The organism is Mucilaginibacter puniceus (assembly GCF_054783175.1).
In genome coordinates, this window is record NZ_BAAGRB010000001.1 from 1,087,751 (window position 1) to 1,109,684 (window position 21,934).

At 37.6% G+C, this 21,934-nt stretch carries 19 protein-coding genes; 14 read left to right on the plus strand and 5 right to left on the minus strand.

The genetic code is table 11. The annotated features are described in order from the left end of the window. Window positions 1–60 precede the first annotated feature (60 nt). Complete coding sequence (locus ACYVJ6_RS05155; RefSeq protein WP_460692957.1) at window positions 61–2,796, minus strand: response regulator; 2,736 nt, start codon at window positions 2,794–2,796, stop codon at window positions 61–63. Between the two features lie 247 nt (window positions 2,797–3,043). On the opposite strand from ACYVJ6_RS05155, the gene ACYVJ6_RS05160 reads away from it, so the two are divergent. The 10 genes from ACYVJ6_RS05160 (at window position 3,044) to ACYVJ6_RS05205 (ending at window position 15,283) form a co-directional block, all read left to right on the plus strand. Then, entirely contained in the window at window positions 3,044–4,330 is a 1,287-nt protein-coding gene (locus tag ACYVJ6_RS05160; RefSeq protein ID WP_460692958.1) for a citrate synthase, read from the plus strand. A 29-nt stretch (window positions 4,331–4,359) separates the two neighbouring features. Next, entirely contained in the window at window positions 4,360–6,327 is a 1,968-nt protein-coding gene (locus tag ACYVJ6_RS05165) for a RecQ family ATP-dependent DNA helicase (RefSeq protein WP_460692959.1), read from the plus strand. A gap of 196 nt (window positions 6,328–6,523) precedes the next feature. Continuing rightward, window positions 6,524–7,138 (plus strand): GIN domain-containing protein, encoded by a 615-nt coding sequence (locus ACYVJ6_RS05170; protein ID WP_460692960.1) that lies wholly within the window; start codon window positions 6,524–6,526, stop codon window positions 7,136–7,138. Window positions 7,139–7,335: 197 nt separating this feature from the next. Further along, window positions 7,336–8,049, plus strand: coding sequence for a head GIN domain-containing protein (locus ACYVJ6_RS05175; RefSeq protein WP_460692961.1), 714 nt, complete (start codon window positions 7,336–7,338; stop codon window positions 8,047–8,049). 74 nt (window positions 8,050–8,123) lie between these two features. Next, entirely contained in the window at window positions 8,124–9,110 is a 987-nt protein-coding gene (locus tag ACYVJ6_RS05180; RefSeq protein ID WP_460692962.1) for a c-type cytochrome, read from the plus strand. A 93-nt stretch (window positions 9,111–9,203) separates the two neighbouring features. Next, on the plus strand, window positions 9,204–10,556 hold the full coding sequence (gene tig, locus ACYVJ6_RS05185; protein ID WP_460692963.1) for a trigger factor: 1,353 nt from the start codon (window positions 9,204–9,206) through the stop codon (window positions 10,554–10,556). Between the two features lie 165 nt (window positions 10,557–10,721). Next, window positions 10,722–11,456 carry an ATP-dependent Clp protease proteolytic subunit gene (locus ACYVJ6_RS05190; RefSeq protein WP_460692964.1) on the plus strand — a complete coding sequence of 245 codons (735 nt, stop codon included), beginning with the start codon at window positions 10,722–10,724 and terminating at the stop codon, window positions 11,454–11,456. Between the two features lie 124 nt (window positions 11,457–11,580). Beyond that, complete coding sequence (gene clpX, locus ACYVJ6_RS05195; protein WP_460692965.1) at window positions 11,581–12,819, plus strand: ATP-dependent Clp protease ATP-binding subunit ClpX; 1,239 nt, start codon at window positions 11,581–11,583, stop codon at window positions 12,817–12,819. A 143-nt stretch (window positions 12,820–12,962) separates the two neighbouring features. Continuing rightward, complete coding sequence (locus tag ACYVJ6_RS05200; protein ID WP_460692966.1) at window positions 12,963–13,814, plus strand: AMP nucleosidase; 852 nt, start codon at window positions 12,963–12,965, stop codon at window positions 13,812–13,814. A 107-nt stretch (window positions 13,815–13,921) separates the two neighbouring features. Further along, entirely contained in the window at window positions 13,922–15,283 is a 1,362-nt protein-coding gene (locus ACYVJ6_RS05205; RefSeq protein ID WP_460692967.1) for a pyridoxal-phosphate dependent enzyme, read from the plus strand. A gap of 68 nt (window positions 15,284–15,351) precedes the next feature. Here the strand turns inward: ACYVJ6_RS05205 and ACYVJ6_RS05210 are convergent, their stop codons facing one another. Next, a complete protein-coding gene (locus ACYVJ6_RS05210) occupies window positions 15,352–15,741 on the minus strand; it encodes a hypothetical protein (protein WP_460692968.1) in 390 nt (129 codons plus the stop codon). 101 nt (window positions 15,742–15,842) lie between these two features. Beyond that, window positions 15,843–16,214: a DMT family protein gene (locus tag ACYVJ6_RS05215; RefSeq protein ID WP_460692969.1), complete on the minus strand. Its 372-nt coding sequence runs from the start codon at window positions 16,212–16,214 to the stop codon at window positions 15,843–15,845. Between the two features lie 279 nt (window positions 16,215–16,493). Between ACYVJ6_RS05215 and ACYVJ6_RS05220 the strand changes: the two genes are divergently transcribed. After that, window positions 16,494–17,282 carry a murein L,D-transpeptidase catalytic domain family protein gene (locus ACYVJ6_RS05220; protein ID WP_460692970.1) on the plus strand — a complete coding sequence of 263 codons (789 nt, stop codon included), beginning with the start codon at window positions 16,494–16,496 and terminating at the stop codon, window positions 17,280–17,282. An 82-nt stretch (window positions 17,283–17,364) separates the two neighbouring features. On the opposite strand, the gene ACYVJ6_RS05225 is transcribed toward ACYVJ6_RS05220, so the two are convergent. Then, window positions 17,365–18,888, minus strand: a complete 1,524-nt coding sequence (locus tag ACYVJ6_RS05225) for a L,D-transpeptidase family protein (protein ID WP_460692971.1) — start codon at window positions 18,886–18,888, stop codon at window positions 17,365–17,367. A gap of 98 nt (window positions 18,889–18,986) precedes the next feature. Between ACYVJ6_RS05225 and ACYVJ6_RS05230 the strand changes: the two genes are divergently transcribed. Genes ACYVJ6_RS05230 through ACYVJ6_RS05240 form a run of 3 tightly spaced genes read left to right on the plus strand, consistent with a single transcriptional unit; the run spans window position 18,987 to window position 20,045 of the window. Then, entirely contained in the window at window positions 18,987–19,502 is a 516-nt protein-coding gene (locus ACYVJ6_RS05230; RefSeq protein WP_460692972.1) for a DinB family protein, read from the plus strand. A gap of 20 nt (window positions 19,503–19,522) precedes the next feature. Next, window positions 19,523–19,729 carry a hypothetical protein gene (locus tag ACYVJ6_RS05235; RefSeq protein ID WP_460692973.1) on the plus strand — a complete coding sequence of 69 codons (207 nt, stop codon included), beginning with the start codon at window positions 19,523–19,525 and terminating at the stop codon, window positions 19,727–19,729. Further along, on the plus strand, window positions 19,719–20,045 hold the full coding sequence (locus ACYVJ6_RS05240; RefSeq protein ID WP_460692974.1) for a type II toxin-antitoxin system RelE/ParE family toxin: 327 nt from the start codon (window positions 19,719–19,721) through the stop codon (window positions 20,043–20,045). Before ACYVJ6_RS05235 ends, ACYVJ6_RS05240 begins: the two co-directional genes overlap by 11 nt. On the opposite strand, the gene ACYVJ6_RS05245 is transcribed toward ACYVJ6_RS05240, so the two are convergent. After that, window positions 20,042–21,862: an ATP-dependent DNA helicase gene (locus ACYVJ6_RS05245; protein ID WP_460692975.1), complete on the minus strand. Its 1,821-nt coding sequence runs from the start codon at window positions 21,860–21,862 to the stop codon at window positions 20,042–20,044. The genes ACYVJ6_RS05240 and ACYVJ6_RS05245 overlap by 4 nt on opposite strands. Between the last annotated feature and the right edge of the window lie 72 nt (window positions 21,863–21,934).

Genomic DNA, 21,934 nt, shown 5'->3' on the forward strand with positions numbered 1-21,934 from the left:
TATTAACTTATCCGCTTGCAAATACTAATGAACTAATGAGCAAATTAACTAATGAACCAGCTAAACCTGCGGTTTATAATACTTCGATATCTTTTCAAAGAAAATTCCAGGTACGAAAGGCTTGGTTAAATAATCGCTCATGCCTGCTTCCAGTGCTTTATTATAGGTTTCGGGCATAGCGTCAGCTGTAAGCGCTATAATAGGCAGGTCAGGATATAGCGCCTTAATAATTCTTGACGCTTCAAAGCCATCCATTACCGGCATTTGCAGGTCCATAATAATAACATCGTATTGTTTGTTATTAACCATGTTTACGGCAATACTTCCATCCAAAGCTTCATCAACATTAGCCTGCCATTTTTTCAAAAATTTAGAAGCAATAAACAGGTTCATCTTATTATCATCAACAATTAGTACGTTCATACCATACAGGTTAAGCATGGTTGAATCATCTTTGACAGGCTCGATATCTTTTTTTTCAGGGAGCATATACGATAGCGAAAAAGTAAATTGGGTCCCTTTATCCAGTTCGCTTATCACATATATATGGCTTTTATGCAGTTCAATTAATCGTTTAGTAATGGCCAGCCCTAAACCTGTGCCGCCCGTATGACTGTTAATAAATTGGCTTTCCTGCATAAAAGGATCAAATATCATTTTTAGGTTTTTTTCGGCAATACCTATACCTGTATCAGCAATAGTGAATTTAATAGTAACCTGCGTGGTATCTTCCGACTCTTTATCCAGGCGAAAAACTATTTTCCCTTTATTGGTAAATTTAACCGCGTTGCTTATCAGGTTATTTAATATCTGGCTTAGCCGCATCTGGTCACCCAATACAAATTGAGGGATGGCCTCGTCAATACTTAATTCAATATCCAGTTGTTTTTCCAACGCCTTAGGCGAAAACGATTTCCTGATTTTTTGTGCCAGTAGATGAATATCAAACAACATATCGTTTAACTCCAGCTTGCCGGCCTCTATTTTATTATAATCTAAAATGTCGTTAATAATAGCCAGCAGGTTCTCTCCCGAGAACTTGAGAATATTCAAATACTCCAATTGTTCGGGTTTCGGATTTTCGCTTAACAATAAGTTAGTTGTGCCTATCACAGCATTCATTGGTGTGCGTATCTCGTGACTCATGATGGATAAAAACTCAGATTTAAACTCTGATGATTTCTCGGCCATTTCCTTAGCATATATTAACGCTTCGGTAGCCTTTTGCTGATCAGTAATATCTTCGCCAATACTGGTAGTTTCTTTGATTAGGCCATATTCATCGTAAGTAACTGTGTTTTGCCAGCTGATTATCCGCTGCTCACCACTACGGCATATTACCGGATTAATGTATTGCGGTTTAACAGCATTGTCAGTCAACCAACCGGTAAGCACGGGTTTTTGAGCTGCCGGAATAAAATCAATCCAGTTTTTACCTACTATTTGATCTTGTTCATATCCCAGCAAATTTGCCAAATATTGGTTACAAAAAGTAACTGTGCCATCTTTATCCACTGACAGGGCCACCAGTTTTATGGTTTCCAACACCAGTTTGTATTTACTTTCTGAGAGCTTAAAATCTATTTCGGCTTGTTTACGCTCGGTAATGTCCTGTAATGTACCTGCAATTTTTCGTAAGCTACCATCATTACGTGTAATTAATTTACCAACTATTATACTTACGTATTTTATTTTTCCGGTATGGGTAACAATCCTAAAAACGCAGGTGTAATTATTAATAGTGCTAACACTTTTTAAAAAATGCTGCAAAATAAACTTATCATGTTGATGAGTGTATTTTAATAATAGTTTAACAACACCAAACTCGCCTGCAGCTTGCTGATCAATTTCAGCAGTACGTGCTATCTCATCAGACCATTTTATTATTTTTGATGATGTATCCCAGTTCCAATTACCAATTTTGGCTATAGTTTGGGCTTCAATTAATTCGTTACGGCCTATTTTAATCGCTTTTTCAGCTAACCTGGTTTCAGTAATATCTTGTACTATACCATGAATGCGTGTAATCTTACCCTCGCCATCTAGTAATAAGTCGCCGGTAATAACTTTAATATATTTTAAATCTCCGTCAGGGGTAATTAAACGGTGTTCATGTTGCTTAATAGGAGAGGTGGTAATATTTGCCAGGAATTGTATATAACTATCTGCATCTTCGGGGTGCAACAGGCTTATATAATAATCATATTTATTTATGCCGTTAGGTATAGTTGGAGTACCCAAAATAGAGAATAAACTTGCTGACCAATAACTATCTCCTGATTTGAAATCATACCACCAATTGCCAATTTTGGTAATGTGTTGTGCTTCAAGTAATAAAAGTTCATTTTGCTTTAAAGCATCTGCATATTTTTTCTGTTCGGAAATGTCTGATACCGATGCAGAAATGCGTGAAAGATAATTTCCATGGCTATCAAATACCGGGGCTAACTTGGCTAAAAAAAACCTGTCTGTGCCAAAAAGTGATGCAAACTCAATAGACGTGGGTTTGTGGTATTTAATTACATAGTCAAGTGCGTTATTGAATTTTGTGGCTCTTTTCTCACCTAAAATATCAGCGGGGGTTTTACCTATAAAGGTTCTTACATCAACAACGTATGAATTTGTCTCATTAAACCACGCATTTAGGCATACTTTGTCTTCATTGCACTCAAATATGATATCATTTAATGAATTTAATAAAGCATTAAGCTCTAAATGGCTTTCAGGAAAGGCTTTATAATGATTGCCAACAGATTTTTTTAGCTGTTTATAATGTTTGACAGCTAAAACTATCATTATTATGGTGAGCACTAATGCTAATAGCAAAAGGTATATGTAAAAACTATATCTGTATTGAATTAAAAATGCAAACCTGTACGTGTTGGCCATTATATTAAATCACTTTTTAATAGTTTTTGCATTAAAGTGTTGTAAAATGTTATAAAACGGATGAATTTAATACATTTTTTTTACAATTCCTTAATCATAGTTAAGGGTAATAGCCCGCATATTTACTATATTTGTTGGATATTTTTTTTTATCTATGTCATCTACAGCGCAACTCACCATTGAAGGTAAAACATACGAATTTCCGGTAATTGAAGGTACCGAAGGAGAAAAGGCAATTGATATATCAAAATTGCGCGATCTTACCGGTCATATTACACTTGATATTGGTTATAAAAACACCGGTGCAACCAAAAGTGCTATAACTTTTTTAGATGGCGAATTGGGTGTGCTTAAATACCGTGGGTATCCTATTGAGCAATTGGCAGAAAAATCAACCTTTATTGAAGTTGCCTATTTGTTAATATATGGCACGTTGCCTACAGCAGATGAACTGCAGAGTTTCCGGATGGAGTTAAGGCGCCATACACTGATACACGAGGATATGAAGAAGTTTTTTGATGGTTTTCCGTCAAAATCACACCCGATGGGCCAATTGTCATCATTGGTCTGTTCCCTGTCAGCTTTCTATCCGGAATCTTTAGAAGCTAATCAAACTAAAGAGGAGGTTAATCAAAGTATTATTAAGGTATTGGCTAAAATGGCCACCATAGTTTCATGGATATATAAAAAATCATTGGGCCACCCGGTTATTTATCCGCAAAATAAATACGACTATGTGACCAACTTTTTAAATATGACGTTTGGCCAGCGTACCGAAGAGATCGAGATCGATCCGGTTGTAGTGAGCGCCATGAACACTTTGCTAATATTGCATGCTGATCATGAACAAAATTGTTCAACTTCCACAGTGCGTATTGTAGGTTCGTCAGAGTCAAATATTTATGCTTCGGTATCTGCAGGTATATCTGCATTATGGGGCCCGCTTCATGGTGGTGCCAACCAGGCAGTTATTGAAATGCTGGAGCAAATTAAAGCAGATGGCGGCGACACCGATAAATGGATAGCTAAAGCAAAAGATAAAAACGATCCTTTCCGTTTAATGGGATTTGGACACCGTGTTTACAAAAACTTCGATCCACGTGCCAAGATCATTAAAAAAGCCTGTGATGATATCCTTGAAAAGCTAGGTATTGATGACGAGGTATTGGAGATAGCAAAACGCCTGGAAGAAGTAGCTTTGAAAGATCCATATTTTGTGGAGCGTAAATTATATCCAAACGTTGACTTTTACTCAGGTATTATCTATCGTGCATTAGGTTTCCCTACGGATATGTTTACAGTATTGTTTGCTTTGGGCCGCTTACCGGGATGGATAGCGCAATGGAAAGAGATGAAAGAAAATAAAGAGCCTATTGGCCGCCCGCGTCAAATTTATACCGGCGATGTTAATAAGGATTACGTTGAAATTGAAAAAAGGTAATATCTTTAAATGATATATGAAACCGCCTCATGCTGCATGTGGCGGTTTTTTTATGCCTGCTAAAACTATCGGTGCTTTTTAATAGTTTTGAAATTACCCAACAAATGACCATACAGGAAATATTAAAACAATATTGGCGCCATGATGCCTTCCGCCCAATGCAGGAGGATATCATACAATCTGTACTGTTGGGGCATGATACACTGGCGCTGTTGCCTACAGGTGGAGGTAAATCGGTTTGTTTCCAGGTGCCTGCGTTGGCCAAAGAGGGGATATGTATAGTTGTATCGCCCCTGATAGCCTTAATGAAAGACCAGGTAGAGAACCTGAAAGCTAAAGGCATTGAAGCCATTGCCATTGTATCCGGCATGGGTAAGCGCGAGGTGGATATTGCATTGGATAATTGCATATACGGTCCAATAAAATTCCTTTACCTATCTCCCGAGCGTTTGTTATCCGACTTGGTGCGCGAACGTATCAAATACATGAACGTTAATTTAATAGCGGTTGACGAGGCGCATTGTATATCCCAATGGGGATATGACTTTCGCCCGTCATACCTGCACGTGGCTGATCTGCGCGGACTGCATCCACAAGTACCTGTATTAGCTTTAACGGCAACCGCTACTGAAGAGGTCAGAGACGATATACAGGAAAAACTGCTATTTAAAAATCAACAGGTATTTCAAAAAAGCTTTGAGCGTAAAAATATAAGTTACGTAGTACAGTATACTGAAAACAAGTTTCGTAAAATGCTGGATATTGTACATGGCGTAAAAGGCAGTGGAATTGTATACGTTCGCAGTCGAAAGGATTGTGCCGAGATAGCTAAATTTTATACAGATAATGGTATCGCTGCCGATTATTACCACGCCGGTTTAAGCAGCGATGAACGGTCTAAGCGACAGGAAAGCTGGAAAACTAATAAAACCCAAATTATTGTAGCCACTAATGCCTTTGGGATGGGTATTGACAAATCCGATGTGCGTTTTGTGATACATAAGGATATGCCCGAAAGCCTGGAAGCTTATTATCAGGAGGCGGGCCGTGCCGGGCGCGATGAGCATAAAGCCTATGCTGTTTTGCTATATAACCATCCCGATAGGTTAAGGCAGGAAAAAATGTTTATGCTCAACTTTCCGACGGTGGAGGAAATCAAACTGGTTTATCACCAGTTAGCTAATTATTATCAACTGGCTTATGAGACAGGAGAGGGGCTGAGTTTTGACCTTGACCTGGGCGATTTCTGCTCGCGTTTTAAACTGGAACCGATTAAAACTTTAAACGCGTTAAAGTTTTTGGAGCAGGATGAGTATTTATCATTTAACGAAAGTGTGTTTCTACCTTCACGATTACGGTTTGAGGTAGAAAATGAGGAGTTATATAATTTCCAGATACAAAATAAGGGCTGGGATAAGTTTATTAAAACTCTATTACGTTCATACGGTGGGGCTTTTGAAAACTATGTACGCATACGCGAGTTTGACCTTGCCCGCCGTAGTAATATGAGTGTACAACAGGTTATAGAAGGTTTAAAGCAACTACAGGAGTTTAATATATTAAGCTATTTGCCCCAAAACGATAATCCGCAGGTTACGTATTTAAAACCCCGGCAGCATGCCAATAACTTATATATTAACAAAGGTTACATTGAAGACCGCAAAGCCACTTATTTGAAAAAAATGGAAGCGGTTTTTGCTTATGCCCAACATAAAAAATGCCGCAGCCAAATGTTGCTGGCTTATTTTGACGAACCCAATGCCCACAAATGCGGTGTATGTGATGTATGCCTGGAAGAAAAGCGGCAAAAAAATGCCGTAGAAATTGGTGATGATATTACTACCGAACTGGTGCAATTGCTAACCGCCTCGCCAATGGATCTGGATGATCTGGTTACCTCGTTGAATACCGGCACCGAAAAGGAACGTATAGAAACTATCCGCCTTTTGCTTGATGCCGGAAAACTTAAATTTAACGGCGAAAAATATTACCTATAATCGCCCCATTCTCTTCTTTTCTCTCCCTCTGTTACAAAAAACCGCAAGCCATTGGTCTATAAAATACAGGCGTTGGTAGCCGGTTACAGGTAGTATGTCTATTACACCAAAATTTGGATTAACAAATTGTAATTCACGTAGTCATAAGGGTGTAAATAACAAACAGAGACATTAACAACAATTAAAATATTATATCATGAAAGCAACAATATTAACCCTTATCGCAGCTGTAATATTAACAGCAACAACTGCAACTACTAAAGCTACTGCAGCAACAACTACCCAGCCAATCACTTTAACCGGCATCAACAACATCAATAAAATTGAAGCACATGGTAACGTGGAAGTGTATATCGTTAACGGTACTAAAGATGCGGTAAAAGTATATGATACCGCTTACTATGCCAGCAGCGCATTGGTACAAGAGCAAAACGGCACTTTACGTGTAACTAACTATGATAAAGCAAAAAAACTATTGGTTGAAGTAACCGTAACCGACTTGCGCAATGTAGTTGCTTATGACAACGCAGTGATCAAATCTGATAAATTAGCCTTGATTGGCTTAACAGTAGACTTATACAACAATGCTTATGCAGGTTTACAATTAAGCAACTATGCAGCCAGCATTAATGTAAATGACCAGGCTAAAGCTGACCTTGCTGGTGATGTTATGGAGTACAACTTAACTTACAGCTACGCTGCAACAGTTAACCGCACTGCACTTGTTGCCATGAACACTACCGAGAACAGGGTTGCAACACCGGTAAGCCCGGCGTTCCGCAATGCTCCAAGAGTGATGGCCAGTATTTAATCAAAATACTAAATACCCCTAATATCCCTATTACAATACCCTAAACCTTTTCTATAATTATAAGTATGTTTAAAAGTCGTTCGCCTGGATCGCGAGCGGCTTTTTTTTGTTGTTACGCACAAGCCGTATTGTCAAAATCAATTTGTAACTTTAGTTGTTAAGTTAGCGTCTAATTACAACAAACAAACCAACTTGCAATGAAAATATTAAACATAGGCGTACTGACTGTAGGTATCGCGTTAACCCTATCTTCATGCGACAATAACTGTATAATTGGCTCGGGTAACCAGGTTACTGAAACCCGTAAAGTAAACAACTTTACAAAAATTGATATCTCTGGAGGATATATAATCAAGCTGGTACAGGATAGCAGCTTGTCATTAACGGTTACTGCTGATGATAATATTCAAAAATATATTAAAACTAATGTCAGTGGGGATAAACTACGCATATCAAACAAAAATATTTGTACAAATAGTGGCGATGTGATTGTAATAGTTGGCATACGTAATTTGGAAGAGCTAAAAGCCTCGGGCGCGGTGGAAGTATCATCTGACGGGAAGATCAACGCAAAGGACGTGAATATCAGCCTTTCAGGGTCAACAAAACTTACCTTAGACATTAATGCTGCGCGTTTAGTTACTCATGCCAGCGGATCATCAGAAATAAATTTAACCGGCCAGGCCAGTGAGCATGATCTGGAATTAAGCGGAAGTAGCAATGTTAATGCTTTTGACCTGGTGACGGGAGTTTATAATATCTCTACGTCGGGTTCAAGTGACTGTGATATTAATGTATTGCAGGAATTGAATGTGCATAGTAGCGGTTCATCAGGCATTAAATACCGTGGCAATCCGTCATCGGTAAATAATCATAAATCTGGTTCATCATCAATAGAAAAAGTTAATTAATCTAATCATAAATCAAAAAATGGCGAAAATGCTTTTTTAGGCTTTTTCGCATTTATTTAAACCTATCACACATCATGAAAAAAGCAACTAAAATAATTGCTTACCTTGTTTTGGCTATCGTTCTGGTAGCTATTGTAGCAGTATCATATGTTACATTGGCCCTGCCCGATGTAGGTAAACCCGAAGATATTAAAGTACAAATAACACCTCAACGAGTGGAGCGCGGTAAATATTTGGCCATGAACGTTTCAGTTTGTTTAGATTGTCACTCGCCGCACGATTGGACAAAATTTGGTGGCCCTGTTGATACCACCCGTTTAGGTGCGGGAGGTGAAAAGTTTGATGCCGGCGTTGGTTTTCCAGGTAATGTTACCGTGCCTAATATAACTCCTGCAAACTTAAAATCATGGACGGATGGAGAATTATTTCGTGCCATTACTACTGGTGTTAAAAAGGACGGATCAGCCATATTTCCATTAATGCCGTGGCCATACTATTCAAAAATGGATAGAGAGGATGTATACTCAATAATTGCTTATTTGCGTACACTTAAGCCTGTTAACACCAATCACCCCAAGGCTGAGCTAGATTTTCCGCTTAACATTTTAGTAAATACTATGCCTAAAAAAGCAGCATTGGGTACTAAACCTGCAGTGAGCGATACTATTAAATATGGCCAATACCTGGTACAGTCTGCGGCTTGTATGGATTGCCATTCGCAGAATAATAACGGGGATTTATTACCTGGGTTGGAGTTTGCAGGAGGACGGGAGTTTAAAGTTAATGGCAATTCGGTTTTTTCGGCAAATATTACTCCTGATGCTCAAACAGGTTTAGGCAATTGGACCCGAGAAGCATTTATAGCCCGCTTTAAATCGTACACCGATATCAGTTTAGCGCCTGTGGTTAACAAAGCAGATTTTCAAACCGTTATGCCGTGGGGGCAATATGGAAGAATGAGCGAAAGTGACCTATCGTCAATTTATGCCTATCTTAAAACAGTTAAACCGGTAAATAATAAAGTAATCAAATTTCAGCCTGCTACGGCATCTGTGAATTAAAAATAAATTCGTATTTTTGCGCCTCGAAATTTATAGCATCTACAACCATTTAGCTATAAACTAGAAGTACATATATTAAATACACCGTTAAAGATGAATATTTCACAGGAAAAGATTGATAACCTGAATGCAGTTGTAACTATTAACATGAATCCTGAAGATTATCAGGCACGTGTTGATAAAGCTATTAAAGATCACGCTAAAAAAGCTAAGATACCTGGTTTCCGCCCGGGAATGGTACCGCCGGCACACATCAAAAAAATGTACGGCAAAAGCATTTTGGTTGATGAGGTTAACAATTTACTGTCAGATACTTTAAACAACTACTTAACCGAACAAAAATTAGAGGTATTGGGTCAGCCGTTACCGAAGATTGACGATAAAAAAGAGTATAACTGGGATTTTGCCGACAACTTTGAGTTTAATTACGAGGTTGGTTTGGCACCTGAGTTTACTATTGATCTATCATCAAAAGATAAATTAACTCAATACGAGATTAAAGTTGACGATGAGACCTTACAGTCACGTATCAAAAACATTCGCAGAAGCTATGGCAAGATGACAAATCCTGACGTATCGGCAGATGATGACGTATTATATGCGCAATTAACGCAGCTTTCTCCTGATGGTGCTGTTTTTGAGGATGGTATTGTAAATACAACCTCTGTTCGTTTAGACCAGGTTATTGACGAGAAAATTAAAAAATCGTTGATAGGTTTAAAAAAGGATGATGAGTTAGTATTTGATATTCAAAAAGCCTATAATAATGACGCGGTAAAAGTAGCGGCCCTTTTAGGTATTGATGATGCAGAAGCAGCTGATTTAAAATCAAACTTCCGCCTGACAGTTAAAAACGTTAACCGTTTAGAAGAAGGTGATTTGAACCAGGAGTTCTTTGACAAATTATTTGGCGAAGGTGTTGTAACCGACGAAGCTGGCTTTGTAGCTAAAATTACCGAAGAACTGGAAAGCATGATGGTACAGGATGCAGACAGAAAACTGCAGAATGATATTTACACTTACGCTTTGGATAAGGTTAATTTTGAGTTGCCTGACGACTTTTTGAAGCGCTGGTTAAAAGCTACTAACGAAAACTTATCGCAAGAAGATTTAGACGGTGGTTACAATGATTTTGCAAAAAACCTTAAATGGACACTTATTGAGAACAAGATATTAAAAGACAATAATATCGAGATCAAATATGAAGAAGTTTTCGCGGCAGCAAAACAAAGCCTGGCTCAGCAATTTGCCATGTACAGCCCGCAGCCTATAGCCGAAGAGCAATTGGCACAATACGCTGTACAATACATGCAAAACAAAGAGAACGCCAACAAAGTATTTGAGGAGGTAAAAGCACTTAAAACATTAGATTATATTAAGAGCGTAATTACTTTGGATAAAAAGGAAATAAAGTATAACGACTTTAAAGCGCAAGTAGCCAAGTAATTATAGTTTAAATATCTTTTATCAAAAGCATCTGCCTCATAGCAGATGCTTTTTTGTTAGTAATTATTTTACTTTTAAAAAACTTAATATTAAAAATTGTATTCAACTAAAAACTATATTTATCGCGATACAAAAAACCGCGACATACACATTTAAATAACTATCATGAACAATATTGATAAAAACGAATTCAGAAAATATGCTGTTAAGCATCACCGCATTAATGGCCTTAACGTAGATAGATACATGGCCGGGGTTGACAGGAACTTTTCTCCGTCAGGTATAGCAACCGGTCATGGTATTACTGGCATGACGCCTTATATTATTGAGGAGCGCCAGCTAAATATTTCGCAATTAGACGTGTTTTCGCGTTTAATGATGGACCGTATCATCTTTTTAGGTGAAGCGGTTTACGAAGGCATGGCCAATGTTATACAGGCACAATTGCTTTTCTTACAGTCAGCAGATGCTAAACGCGATATCCAGATATATATCAACTCTCCGGGTGGTTCTGTTTACGCAGGTTTAGGTATTTATGATACCATGCAACTCATATCAAACGATGTAGCTACCATTTGTACGGGTATGGCTGCTTCAATGGCCGCTGTATTATTATGTGCAGGTACCGAAGGAAAAAGGGCAGCGTTGCCACACTCGCGTGTAATGATTCACCAGCCATCAGGAGGCGCGCAGGGCCAGCAGTCTGATATCGAGATCACTTACCATGAGATCACCAAACTGAAAAAAGAATTATACCAAATCATAGCCGACCATAGCGGTCAGCCGTTCCAAAAAGTTTGGGATGCTTCGGACCGTGACCATTGGATGATTGCCGAAGAAGCCAAAGAATTTGGTATGGTTGACGAAATTTTACGTGGAAATAAAACAAAAGCTAAGTAAGCTTGGTATAGTGAGTAGAGAATGGTTGATTAGGTGAGTAGTGCTAATATGAACTGTCCACTTAATCAACTTAAGCAACTACTTAACCAAAAAATGCGTAATTTTGTAAATTAATAATATCACAATGAATAAGAATAGTAAAGAGATCAGGTGTTCATTTTGCGGCGCAGGCAAGCAAGATTCCCTGATGCTTATAGCGGGGCTTGATGCACATATTTGTGATAAATGTGTTAACCAGGCTAATGAGATATTAGCCGAGGAGTTAAAGGTGCGTAAGGTGAAATCATCACCATCGGCGCCATCATTACTAAAACCATCAGAAATAAAAGTACACCTTGACCAATATGTTATTGGTCAGGATGATGCAAAAAAAATATTATCAGTTGCCGTTTATAATCACTACAAGCGTTTAAACCAGCGTATTGATAAGGATGAGGTAGAGATTGAAAAATCAAACATCATTATGGTGGGCGAAACCGGTACAGGTAAAACTTTACTGGCAAAAACGCTGGCCAAAGTATTAAATGTACCTTTTTGTATTTGCGATGCTACCGTATTAACCGAAGCCGGTTATGTAGGAGAGGACGTGGAGAGTATATTAACACGTTTACTGCAGTCTGCAGATTATGATGTTACGCTTGCCGAAAAAGGTATTGTATATATTGACGAGGTAGATAAAATCGCGCGTAAAAGCGATAATGCTTCTATAACCCGTGATGTATCTGGCGAAGGTGTACAACAAGCTTTGTTAAAAATATTGGAAGGAACCATGGTTAACGTACCACCACAAGGCGGCCGTAAACATCCCGACCAAAAAATGATAACCGTTAACACCAGCAATATTTTATTTATATGTGGTGGCGCTTTTGACGGTATTGATAAAAAAATAGCCAATCGCTTACGTACCCAAACAGTAGGTTACAGGTTAAAGGGCAACGATGCAGAGGTAGACCTTAAAAATTTATACAAATATATTACCCCGCAGGACCTGAAATCATTTGGTTTAATACCTGAACTGATAGGTCGTTTGCCGGTACTAACTTATTTAAACCCATTGGATAGGGAAGCCTTACACAATATTTTAACTGAGCCAAAAAACTCTTTATTAAAACAATACAAAAAACTGTTTGAATATGAAGGTGTAAAGCTTGATTTTGAAGACGATGTTTTAGAGTTTATTGTTGATAAAGCGATGGAATTTAAGCTGGGCGCGCGTGGTTTACGCTCAATTTGCGAAGCCATCATGATCGACGCTATGTTTGAGTTTCCATCTAAAAAAGATGTTAAAAAATTGAACATTACTTTAGAATACGCGCGCGAAAAATTTGAGCATTCGGACCTTAAAAAGTTAAAAGTAGCTTAACAATAAATATATAAGTTAACCTTATATTTAGTAAAACCTTGCAGCCCTGGCCATTGTGCCGGGGTTTGCTGTATAAAAAGAGCACTTATTGACACACAATAAGTTGTATATTAGATAAAAGACGAAAGAAAAGAGGAAAAAAGATGAACGAAGAATTAAATGTAAAGAAAGACGGAACTGCACACGTTGTTAAAGAAGTGCAAAGCCCTATTAAATCGGGCTTAAAAACTAAAGATGCTATTGTAGCCAACTGGCTGCCACGCTATACCGGGCGCCCGCTGGATGCCTTCGGCGATTATATTATACTGACCAATTTTTCCAGATATATACAGCTATTTTCAGAATGGAACGATGATGCGCCTATTATGGGTTTAGATAAGCCCATGCAAAGCGTAACAGCAAATGGTATTACCATTATTAACTTTGGTATGGGTAGTCCGGTAGCGGCAACCGTAATGGACCTGTTAACAGCGATACATCCTAAAGCAGTTATATTTTTGGGTAAGTGTGGTGGTTTAAAAAGAAAGAACAATGTAGGCGACTTAATATTGCCAATAGCGGCCATTAGGGGTGAGGGGACATCAAATGATTACCTGCCGGCTGAAGTGCCCGCATTACCTGCATTTGCTTTACAGAAAGCAATATCAACCACCATACGTGACTTCTCGTTAGATTACTGGACAGGTACCTGCTACACCACCAACCGCCGTGTTTGGGAGCACGATAAAAAGTTTAAAAGCTATTTAAAAGAATTGCGTGCTATGGCTGTTGATATGGAAACCGCTACCATATTTACCTGTGGTTTTGCTAACAAAATACCAACGGGCGCGTTATTACTGGTGTCAGACCAGCCGATGATACCGGAAGGGGTTAAAACCAGCGAAAGTGACTCGAAAGTTACCGGTGCTTACGTAGAAACGCACTTAAAAGTAGGAATAGAATCATTAAAGCAATTAATTAATGGCGGACTTACCGTTAAGCACTTGAGGTTTTAATTTGAGGTTGATTAAGTTAGATTGTCAAATAGTTGATTAAGTTAAAGGGATGTTGTTAATTTTGACAACTACTCACTTAATCAACTCCATCAACCAATACACCAAACATGTGGTACAATAATATATTAGAAACCATTGGCCATACACCACTGGTTAAGTTAAATAAGATAGTAAAGGACATCCCAGCGACGGTTTTAGCCAAAATTGAGACCACCAACCCCGGCAACTCCATTAAGGACCGTATGGCCCTTAAAATGATTGAGGACGCCGAGAAAAGCGGTAAACTAAAACCCGGCGGAACTATCATTGAAGGTACATCCGGCAATACCGGTATGGGTTTAGCAATTGCGGCAGTAATCAAAGGCTATAAATGTATTTTTACCAGTACCGATAAGCAGTCAAAAGAAAAGTTTGATGCCTTGCGTGCCTTTGGTGCCGAGGTTATTGTTTGCCCTACCAATGTTGACCCTGAGGACCCGCGTTCGTATTATTCAGTATCATCACGCTTGGAGCGCGAGGTACCTAATTCATGGAAGCCAAACCAATATGATAACTTATCCAACTCGCAGGCACACTACGAGCAAACCGGCCCCGAAATATGGGAGCAAACCGAAGGTAAAATAACGCACCTGGTAGTAGGAGTGGGCACTGGCGGTACTATATCGGGTACGGCCAGGTATTTAAAAGAGCAAAATCCTAACATACAGGTATTAGGTATTGATACTTATGGCTCGGTATTTAAAAAGTATAAAGAGACGGGCATATTTGACAAGAATGAAATATACCCATACATCACCGAAGGTATAGGTGAAGATTTTTTACCTGCCAATGTGGATTTTAGCCTGATAGATCATTTTGAAAAAGTAACCGATAAGGATGCCGCGCTAATGACGCGCGAGATAGCCCGTAAGGAAGGTATTTTTGCAGGTAACTCCACAGGGTCGGCCATTGCAGGCTTATTGCAGATGAAAGACAGGTTTAAAACGGGTGATGTGGTGGTGGTGATATTCCCCGATCATGGTACCCGTTACTTAGGTAAAATGTATAACGAGGATTGGCTGCGCGACCGTGGATTTATTAAAGACGAGAAACTCACGGCACGGGATATCATCAGCAAAAAAGAAAACCAGGAAATTGTTACTATTGATAGCGAGAAATCGGTTTTAGAAGCTATAAATACCATTAAGTCATTAAATATTTCGCAGATACCGGTTACCCAACAGGGTATGGTTATAGGTAAAATTACCGAAAGCGATATTTTAGATGCGCTGTTAGACAACCCATCACTAAAATCTCAACCGATTAAAAATATCACCACCCCGCCGTTCCCGTTTGTTGATCTGAATACTTCTATCGACAGGATATCAGGGTTGATCAATAAAGATAATATAGCGGTATTGGTAGAGGATGAGCAAGGTAAAATAGAGATCATTACCCAGTATGATATTATTAATGCGATATCGGCTTAGTAAAGGTTAAAGCTGAAAGGATAAAGGTAAAAGGTGTTGTGTGAGAGTATGACACCTTTTTTGTTTAGTTATTCTTCAACGACTATTTCGTCAGTAAATAGTTTATTAATTTCATCAACTATTTGATCTACCAGTCCATTGTGGCGAATAAAGTTTACTATCCAATTTATGCCACCAAGCCAGCAAAAAGCTATTAGCCCAATCCACCAGTCACCAGTAGATAAACCACCAAATAATCCAGCTATTACTCCAACGGAAGATGAGAAAACAAATAGTTCAACACAAAAATATTTATAAATTAGGAGGGAATCTTCTTTGCTGAATGTAAATGTGCCGGTGATTCCTCCAAACAAAGAGTGTCGGCTACTAGATGTTGAGCCTTTATAGCTTACTTTCCAACCATCGATAATAATATTGTCAGCCGATTTCTCATAAAGTGTTTTTTGTATGCGTTCCATTATCAAGGACTGCATTTCACTAGTTATTTGTCTACTTAGCTTCCTTTTTAATGTTACAGAAATTGGGAATACTTCTTTTATGGCCGATATGTGCATTCGTTTTACCATTTTTTAAATATCACAAACACCGCCAATATTATAAGCGCGAAGCCAACTAAATGATTCCAGGCAAATTTTTCTGTTTTGAAGAAGATGATGGAGAATATCATAAACACGGTAAGCGTGATAGCTTCCTGGATGGTTTTTAGCTGTACCAGGGTGTAGGGGCCGCCATCGCCTTTAAAGCCTGCCCGGTTGGCCGGTACCTGGAAAACATATTCAAAAAACGCCAGTCCCCAGCTGATGAGGATGATGGATATTAGCCCCAGGTTTTTGCCCCATTCATAATCTTTAAATTTTAGATGCCCGTACCAGGCAAAAGTCATGAAGGTGTTGGACATAATGAGGAATAGGATGGTTTTTAAGCCGCGCATAAGGTATAAAATATTATAGCTCAAGATACTGAAATTGCAGATTATACTAAAACCCGGTTTAACTGCGTTTAAACCTTATAGTAAAAATATACTCTAATAAATGGTGTAACTTTTTATATGATTATTTCGTAAAAGAAAGTGTTAAATTAATAATTGAGAAAATTGTTTTACTTTTGTGATAATTGATTGACAGTAGCCTAAACATTAATAGGTATATTTGTAAATAAACTCACCATTGCTTAAATTACTAATTGAATTATTTTACCAACTGAACAAAATATGAGAAAACATTTTTGGTGGATATTATGCGTTTTTTTAGCGTTTGCAACCAGTTTCATCAGCTGGACACCGATTGAAAAAACCAATACAACAAAAAATAACAAAGCAATATCTTCAGCAAAAGAGATATTTCAGCAATATGTATCAACCGTATACCAAACTGCTAAATTACAGCAGGCAGGTTTAGATATTAATGTTTTTCAAAAAGCCCTTACCGGTTATATCAATTTAAAATTGGCTAATAAACTGCCTCAAAACAGTTCGGTTATTACCGTGGTTGATTTCACCAAATCAAGCCGCGAAAAACGTATGTGGATAATTGATATGGTAAATAACCAGTTGATAATAAATACTTTGGTTGCTCATGGACAAGGAAGTGGTGATGATATGGCTAACCGTTTTTCAAATACTAACGAATCGCACCAAAGCAGTTTAGGTTTTTACGTAACAGATGATGTTTATTATGGTAAACATGGCCGTTCATTAAGACTAGATGGACTAGATGCCGGCTTTAACAGTAATGCACGCGCACGCGCGGTAGTACTTCACGCTGCAGATTACGTTAGCCAGGGTACTATTGCTCAATTAGGCCGCTTAGGTCGTAGCTTTGGCTGCCCTGCAGTTGCTCCTGAAGTGGTTAACCAGATCATTGATACTATAAAAGGAAAAAGTATGCTTTTTATAAACGGTAACGATACCCGTTATACGTCAAAATATTTAAACGAAGAGCTATCAGCCAATTATATCGCAGCTGATATGAAAACCGCTTCGTTTTCGGCAAGCCTATAATTAATTAACTTGATAAAAATGAGAAAGCCTCTTATGCTACAACATAAGAGGCTTTCTCATTTTTATAACTAACTATATAAACTTAGTCAACCAGTTTTTCCAGGTTGGCATATAATACAATATCCAATCCATAAACATCTTTACGTACTTCAACTTTACCATTTTCAGCCCATGCAGTTACATAAGTAAGGTACACAGGCACTTTTGGCGATAAACTAACTGTAGTAGGCGCAGGGTTGTCTTCGCTCATTTTCTCTACTATCATATCATATTTTTTGCCTTCGCCAAATAATTTAAGTGCCAACCCCTGCGGGTCGCCCACACGTACACAGCCGTGGCTTACAGCCCGCATAGGTTTGGTAAAGGGTAGTTTTGCAGGGGTATCATGCAAATAAACACTGCTTTGATTATTGAATAAAAACTTGATCTTGCCTAAAGCATTTGCATCTCCGGGCCTTTGTTTAAATTCGTATGTACCATCCTTACTTGCCGATGACCAGTCAATATCTTCAGGGTCATCAATTTCATTACCGTCTTTATATACCCTTATATTCTTATTGGCTAAATAATAGCGGTCCTTAGCAGCTTCTACCATTATCTCTTTATTGGCAATGCTCTTAGGTATGTTCCATATAGGGTTAACATCTGCGCTATGTATCAGGCTGTTAAGCTGCGGTGTTTCGTGCGAAAATGGTCGGTCAACCGCATCACCCGCGTCATAGTTTATCAGCGATTTAATATCCTCTTTATTGCGTCCTTCGCCCACACATACCTTCATGCTGATTACCGATTTACCATCTTCAACCACATTCAGCATATATGCAGGTATATTAACAATCACATATTTCTTTTCGGTTGGCTTGTTTTTCCATCTTAATCGTTCAAGGTTCACAATAAAAAAGCGTCTTGTCTCTTCTTTTGACATGCCCGGCGCCTGTATACCCTGCTTTAATGCTTTTTGTATAGCTGTGTAGCTAACATCTTTGGGTTGTATACTATCTAAATAATTTTTAAGGTTAACGGCTTTAAAAACAGCGGTCATATCGCTGCTGTCAGGACGTTTGGTTTCAACATAATAACGGGCATATATTTTTTTAGGATTGATAACGCCATATTTTAACGCGTTTGAATATTTGATCAACGAGTTTGCCGTAAGTAGTTCCAATTCGGCTATAGTGCGGTAGGCCTCATCTAAAGTTTTAACTTCCTTCTTAGCATCAAGCTTTTTAATCAACGCATCAATTTCCTGCGCTTTAAACATTTGCGGTTCAAGGCCATGATCGCCTGCTGTTAAGAAATAGTTGGCGGTTAATTCGCCATTTATAATATGGTCCATCACAAAAACAGGGTCATAGCCGTTTTGCTCATAAAATTCAGTGATTGTACGCGGATTGTCTAATTTGTCCCTTTCTTCAGCCAGCATTTTTTTAAATACCGGCTCAAAACCTTCAGGCGTTACATCTTTATAAACTTTATTTTTGGTTTCTTTAAACAGGGTTTTACCCATGTCTGACCGACTTTTTTTACAGCTTTGAAAAGCAAATGTTACAGCTAAGCATAGTAAAATAATAATCGGCTTTATAACTTTTTTGGTATTGGTTATCATAGTTTAGTTAATTTGTTTAGCTATAAATAGCAATAGCTATACCATAAATGCTATTTTAAAATAATAAGTTTGAACATCAATAATATTTAATAAAACTAATGGCAGCAAATAATAAACAGGAAGTTTGGTTGCGGGGCCCTTTGGAGAATATACCACCACTACTACAACCCGTAGCCCACGCTTTATTACAGGCAAGGGAAGAAATAAACGAGTTAATGATTGGTTTCCCTGAAGTATTGTTATGGGTAAAACCTATGGGTATGGCCTCTGCAGGTTTTCATTTGCAGCATTTGACTGGAGTTATAGGCCGATTATTTACTTACGCAAGGGGTGAGGCTTTATCACAACTCCAGTTGGATTATTTGCAAGCCGAGGGAAAAATGCCTGAAAAAGAATACACTATTAATGATTTAGTAGGTCGTTTTAATAAACAGGTGGATAAGGCGCTTAAACAATTGAACAAGGTTGATGAAGCCACTTTAACTGATGCAAGAGGAGTGGGCCGCGCGCAAGTACCATCAACCGTAATTGGGCTTTACACGCATACTGCAGAGCATACTATGCGGCATTTGGGGCAGTTGTTGGTTACTGTGGGCATTTTGAAGAGTAAGTAAATAATTTTGTATTTTTGTGTATGAAGTTTGTATTAGAAGTTAAGGAAAGTAAGGCGGCGGCGCTATTAGCGTTGTTAAATGATTTACCGTACGTAAAAACTAAACCACTTACACCTTATAAAGCCAAAGTGTTAGAAGATGTTAAAGAGGCTGTAGATGAAATGAAATTAGTTTTATCAGGCAAGCTAGAGGCCCGCGACGCAGACGATTTGCTGAATGAGTTATAGGGTAAAATTTATCCCCAAATTTGAAAAAGAACTTAAGCGACTTTCCAAAAAATATCCCTCGCTTAAGTCAGACTTCTCGTTACTTCTAAATTCTCTCAAAGAAAATCCGTCGCAAGGCACATCGCTTGGTAATGAATGTTATAAAATCCGTATGGCTATTGCAAGCAAAGGGAAAGGGAAGTCCGGCGGTGCGCGGGTTATTACCTGTTTCAAGGTAGTTCACTCCACAGTTTTCTTGCTTACCATTTTTGATAAAAGTGAGCAGGAAAATATTGCTGATAAAGAACTTAGGGAGTTATTGAATTTTGTAGATTAGTCAAATTCGATTGAATTAATTAATTGTTGCGTTTGATGAAATGCTATAATTTTTTCATCTGTAATTATATCTTCCGGTGTTATTTGTTTTTTTAATGCTAAACCATTTAATGATTTGCATCTGCTAAGGGCAGTATATAATTGTCCATTGATAAATGCACCCCTACCTAAATCTATGGCAACTTTTTCGAATGTTAAACCTTGGCTTTTATGTATTGTAATTGCCCAAGCAAGTTTAATTGGAAATTGTGTGAAGGTTCCTTTTAATTCTGATACAATTCTACCGTTGCTATATTTATATTCTCTGTTTTCCCAAACAGCTTTTTCCAATTTATGAAGGCTGTTATCTTGTAATCTTATTTCTAAGAAATCATCAGCAATAAATTCAATTTTAGCTATTGTGCCGTTAACCCATTTTTTTCCTAAATCGTTTTTAACAAAAATGATTTGTGAGTTTTTTTTAAGCTCTAAAATTTTGTTTGTAGGATAGCGGCTTTCCTTAAATTCTCCAGTAATTACAGCCTCAAATTTAAAAGAGGTATATAATAATTCATTTAACCGTCTAATATTTTCAGAATTAGCAATATAGTTACTTGCAGCCAGGGTAATTACAAATTCATCGTTTTTAGGAATGTAATTAGGATAGTGTCTCGCATTTAATTTTGAAATTATATTGTCGTTCCTTTCACAAAGACGTATGCTATCTAAGATTTCTACGAATTCAAGATCTTTATCTTGTCGATAAGATTTTTTAAACTCAAAATAACCAGCGTTGAGTCTTCTATATCCGTGCGAGTCAAAAAAGTATTTACTTTTATAATACTCTGAAAAAATTTGGCTGTCTAATTCATCTGATTCATCGGTAACAGGAGGTAGCTGAAAAATATCACCAACAAATAAAATTTGTTTTCCACCAAAGGGTTTATTGGGATCTCCACCATTTTTTTTAAGCGAATAATCTATTGCTTCTAATATATCTGATCTAAGCATTGAAACCTCATCAATCACTATAGTTTCAGTCTGTTGTATGATTTTATATCGTTCAGAATTTTTGTCAAATTTTTTAATTTCAGGATCTTCTGGAAGTAAGACTTGTGGTGGAAACTTAAAAAAGGAATGGATGGTCTGACCTTTAATATTAATTGCCGCTATTCCTGTAAAAGCACACATCAATAGTTTCTTCTTAGTTTTTGATGCGAAATATTGAATGAATGTTGATTTTCCTGTCCCAGCTTTACCTGTAATAAAAAGACTGCAATTGTTGTTCTCTATTTTGTTAAATAATTGATTTACAATAATATCATCTTCATATCCTTGAGGGAAGTCAGTAAATCTACTGTATAGAAAAGGCAATTCAATAGGCTTGTCAAAAATTGTTAATTGGGAAACATCATCGCAAACTATTCTAAGTAAATAAGTAATTTCAATTAGGTTGTCTTTGTATGGATTTTCAATAGTTAGCTTTTTATCATAATGGGCCAACATTTTAAAGATGTTATTACAAGTGTTAGCAAAATTCTCATAGTTTTCTGGACTATCATTAATATGATTAAATAAAAAAGACTTATCGAATTTGATACCTATAAAATCTAAAAAGGAATGAAATATAGTTAAGGAACTATCTTTTTCAAGTTCTAAATAAGAATTATAATGGTTGAAAAAATTGTTAGGGAAATTAATAGGGTATAATTCGTTTTCTCTACCATGATATAGTTGAAAAGCATAACTGCTATTAAAAGTACCTGTTGATCGTTCAACCAATGGGGAACTTTTAAAATTTTCAATCCACTTCTTTTCTGTTTTTTTTATATCGGACATGGTTTAGATTAAATCCGATGTAAATTAACCAATTATAGAATACTTAGCAAAATATGCTATATCTAAATAATG

Coding starts and splice junctions, on each gene's coding strand:
- ACYVJ6_RS05175 (WP_460692961.1), top strand. CDS start 7,336: ATGAAAATATTAAACATAGGCGTACTGACTGTAGGTATCGCGTTAACC.
- ACYVJ6_RS05210 (WP_460692968.1), bottom strand. CDS start 15,741: ATGGAACGCATACAAAAAACACTTTATGAGAAATCGGCTGACAATATT.
- ACYVJ6_RS05180 (WP_460692962.1), top strand. CDS start 8,124: ATGAAAAAAGCAACTAAAATAATTGCTTACCTTGTTTTGGCTATCGTT.
- ACYVJ6_RS05200 (WP_460692966.1), top strand. CDS start 12,963: ATGAACGAAGAATTAAATGTAAAGAAAGACGGAACTGCACACGTTGTT.
- clpX (WP_460692965.1), top strand. CDS start 11,581: ATGAATAAGAATAGTAAAGAGATCAGGTGTTCATTTTGCGGCGCAGGC.
- ACYVJ6_RS05235 (WP_460692973.1), top strand. CDS start 19,523: ATGAAGTTTGTATTAGAAGTTAAGGAAAGTAAGGCGGCGGCGCTATTA.
- ACYVJ6_RS05205 (WP_460692967.1), top strand. CDS start 13,922: ATGTGGTACAATAATATATTAGAAACCATTGGCCATACACCACTGGTT.
- ACYVJ6_RS05240 (WP_460692974.1), top strand. CDS start 19,719: ATGAGTTATAGGGTAAAATTTATCCCCAAATTTGAAAAAGAACTTAAG.
- ACYVJ6_RS05190 (WP_460692964.1), top strand. CDS start 10,722: ATGAACAATATTGATAAAAACGAATTCAGAAAATATGCTGTTAAGCAT.
- ACYVJ6_RS05245 (WP_460692975.1), bottom strand. CDS start 21,862: ATGTCCGATATAAAAAAAACAGAAAAGAAGTGGATTGAAAATTTTAAA.
- ACYVJ6_RS05230 (WP_460692972.1), top strand. CDS start 18,987: ATGGCAGCAAATAATAAACAGGAAGTTTGGTTGCGGGGCCCTTTGGAG.
- ACYVJ6_RS05155 (WP_460692957.1), bottom strand. CDS start 2,796: ATGATAGTTTTAGCTGTCAAACATTATAAACAGCTAAAAAAATCTGTT.
- ACYVJ6_RS05165 (WP_460692959.1), top strand. CDS start 4,360: ATGCTGCATGTGGCGGTTTTTTTATGCCTGCTAAAACTATCGGTGCTT.
- ACYVJ6_RS05225 (WP_460692971.1), bottom strand. CDS start 18,888: ATGATAACCAATACCAAAAAAGTTATAAAGCCGATTATTATTTTACTA.
- ACYVJ6_RS05160 (WP_460692958.1), top strand. CDS start 3,044: ATGTCATCTACAGCGCAACTCACCATTGAAGGTAAAACATACGAATTT.
- ACYVJ6_RS05170 (WP_460692960.1), top strand. CDS start 6,524: ATGAAAGCAACAATATTAACCCTTATCGCAGCTGTAATATTAACAGCA.
- ACYVJ6_RS05215 (WP_460692969.1), bottom strand. CDS start 16,214: ATGCGCGGCTTAAAAACCATCCTATTCCTCATTATGTCCAACACCTTC.
- ACYVJ6_RS05220 (WP_460692970.1), top strand. CDS start 16,494: ATGAGAAAACATTTTTGGTGGATATTATGCGTTTTTTTAGCGTTTGCA.
- tig (WP_460692963.1), top strand. CDS start 9,204: ATGAATATTTCACAGGAAAAGATTGATAACCTGAATGCAGTTGTAACT.